This window comes from Marinobacterium sp. MBR-111 (assembly GCF_040547585.1).
Lineage (GTDB): Bacteria > Pseudomonadota > Gammaproteobacteria > Pseudomonadales > Balneatricaceae > Marinobacterium > Marinobacterium iners.
In genome coordinates, this window is sequence record NZ_JBEPQA010000066.1 from 1 (window position 1) to 2,453 (window position 2,453).

General features: G+C 46.5%; 3 protein-coding genes. 1 reads left to right on the forward strand and 2 read right to left on the reverse strand.

Annotation, left to right across the window (positions count from 1 at the left end; translation table 11 throughout):
• Window positions 1–156: 156 nt before the first annotated feature.
• Window positions 157–1,337, reverse strand: a protein-coding gene (locus ABIE61_RS18625; RefSeq protein ID WP_354412355.1) for an IS3 family transposase whose coding sequence is annotated in 2 segments (ribosomal slippage) — window positions 157–1,052 and window positions 1,052–1,337 — 1,182 coding nt in all. Because the reading frame shifts where the segments join, the coding sequence is not laid out codon by codon here.
• A 200-nt stretch (window positions 1,338–1,537) separates the two neighbouring features.
• Here ABIE61_RS18625 and ABIE61_RS18630 point away from each other — a divergent pair.
• Complete coding sequence (locus ABIE61_RS18630) at window positions 1,538–1,792, forward strand: hypothetical protein (RefSeq protein ID WP_354412357.1); 255 nt, start codon at window positions 1,538–1,540, stop codon at window positions 1,790–1,792.
• 48 nt (window positions 1,793–1,840) lie between these two features.
• On the opposite strand, the gene ABIE61_RS18635 is transcribed toward ABIE61_RS18630, so the two are convergent.
• The gene (locus ABIE61_RS18635) at window positions 1,841–2,239 is read right to left on the reverse strand and encodes a hypothetical protein (RefSeq protein WP_354412359.1); all 399 of its coding nucleotides are present in this window, start codon (window positions 2,237–2,239) and stop codon (window positions 1,841–1,843) included.
• Window positions 2,240–2,453 lie beyond the last annotated feature (214 nt).

A 2,453-nucleotide genomic window follows, 5' to 3' on the forward strand; every position in this document is an offset into this window, starting at 1 on the left:
CGCGCAACACTCGATACAGGTGGGTGGTTAGCCCTTACCTGACAGGGACTTTCACCCTGCAAGATGCATCAAGCTTCGCTTGACGCACTAACGCCTCAGACACTGGCGCAGCTTTGCTGCGTGATCTTCCCCCGATAAATCGGACACCTACGCGGCTCATACCGTCATTGCTTCATATTCGACCGGACTCAGGTAATTTAAGCTTGAGTGCAGTCGAACTCGATTATAAAAGTGCTGGATGTATCCGACCAGCTTATCTCTCAGATGCATTTCGCCATAAAAGACATTTTCCTTTATCAGCTCACCTTTCAAGGTATGAAAGAACGACTCCATTTCCGCATTGTCTGTACACATACCTGGACGGTTGGCACTGGCTAGAATTCCGTGTTGCTTTAGAAGCGACTGGATCTCGTGGGCACGGTATTCAACCCCACGATCCGTATGAAAAATCAGACCAGGATCAGGTCGTCGGTTACGCAGCGCCATCTGTAATGAGGCCTTCGTCAGTGATACCGTCTTCTGCTTACCCAAAGACCAACCCACAATACGACGTGAATATAGGTCGATTACCGCAGCCAGATACAGCCAGCGTTTACCAACACGGATATAAGTGAGGTCAGCGGCCCAATGCTGGTTGGGTGCTGTTGGTTTAGGCAGATATTTACGCAAGTTCGGCGCACGTTGGTAGAAACGGTGTAACCCGGCAAGTTTGCGGTAAACACGGCTAACACGGGCCTTCAAACCCGCTTCCCTCATCAACCGTTCGACTCGTTTTTTACCCACATGGACTCCTTGTCGCTTTAGGGCCTGATGTACCCTTGGACTGCCGTACGTTTCTCGACTTGCCTCAAAAATCCGAATGATGCGTTCGGTCAGCAAAGTATCGCTTTGCTGACGCCGGCTCACTTTGCGTTTCAACCAGGCATAGAAGCCACTGGCTGATACTTTCAGAAACCTGCACAAGCGGCGCACACCGAACTGCTCGCGATGCTCAACTACGAACCGGAACCTTTCTTCCGTTCCTCCGCGAGAAACCGTTGCCACTTTTTTAGCAGGTCATTTTCCTCCTTCAAGTCAGCAACTTGCTTCTCAAGTTTTCGTATCCGTTCGTTCTCACTCAAAGCCTTTGGCTTCTTAGACACCATTTTACGTTTATCAGCCACAATCTTGCCTTCCCGGTACTCCTTGCGCCAGCGGGACAACATGAAGGGATGGATATCCAGCGCTTCTGCCACTCCCTTCACGCTCGCCCCACTTAGATGGATCAGCTTAACAGCTTTGGCCTTGAACTCGTTCGTGTACTGTCGCGTCTTTTTTGGGTTCTTGTACGCTGGCATATCTCACCTCGTCTGAATTAGATCGAGGTGTCCACTGAACCGGGGGAACTACAGGGCGCGACTGCTGTGCATTGTTATGTGCTGTTGACCTAACCTTAGACTTTTTGCTACTTTCCTTGACGGTTTTGCACGGGGCAACAAAGTGGTTGCCAGAATGCGATGCCGACTGTAGATAACTAAAGTTGTTATGAGGACATACCATGATTAGTAGCACAAGTAAATTTAAAGTCATTGAAATTATTTACAATAATAATAATTTTGCCATTGCAAAAGGCTATTGGGATGGACAGAAGGAAAAGATCTCCATTGCTTGTAGATGGCACGAGCCAGACGGTATTGGATACCCTCAAACTTTCGGTAAGCCTCAGTGGATGTTACTTCCCGGTGAAGGCTTAAAGGTTGATATGCTAGATACACTTTCTGACACACCAAAAATTGTTTTATCGTTTTCTTAATATTGACAACTTACGCTCTGCCAGATGACAGAGCGTAAGCTCAAAATCCTAATATTCAATCCATCCGTTTTCTGATTCGATCATATTAGCACGGTAAGTCATATCTATAACCAAGCCTTTTGGTAACGGGCCAACTACACCAGACTGCGCTGCCAACTGAGCCAATGTGTTTAGAAGCTGAATGTGGCAGCTATAACCTTCTGGATACTTTTCCGGAAATCCATTTTTAAATGACACATCGATCAGCAGCTTTAATTTGTAAGCCAACTGTAATTCGTAGCTTTGGCCATGATCAATACCATTTAATTTCTCTATATCACGCACTTCAACCAAGTTACATTGGTTCCATGCCTCGACTATAGATGGGGCAACATCCTCAACATCAGGTTTTCCTGCTGAACACCCTAGTAGGGTTAATGATGCTAATGAAATTAATGTTTTTTTCACCGATTTATCCCTTTAAAATTCAAATGAAAGCTTCCCGATTCTACAGGCCCTATGGGCTCATAACGTTTAGTTAACGTGCCGCTGAAAGCGCAAAAAATATACGCTGGCACAGAGTTCAGGATGAGTCACCGATACTCCCCCTTTCAAGGTCACGTTCAACGCCTTGTTGGACATAATCGCTTACTGCCAATGCCCCGTCTTCTTTTATAAAGGA

Coding starts and splice junctions, on each gene's coding strand:
- ABIE61_RS18630 (WP_354412357.1), top strand. CDS start 1,538: ATGATTAGTAGCACAAGTAAATTTAAAGTCATTGAAATTATTTACAAT.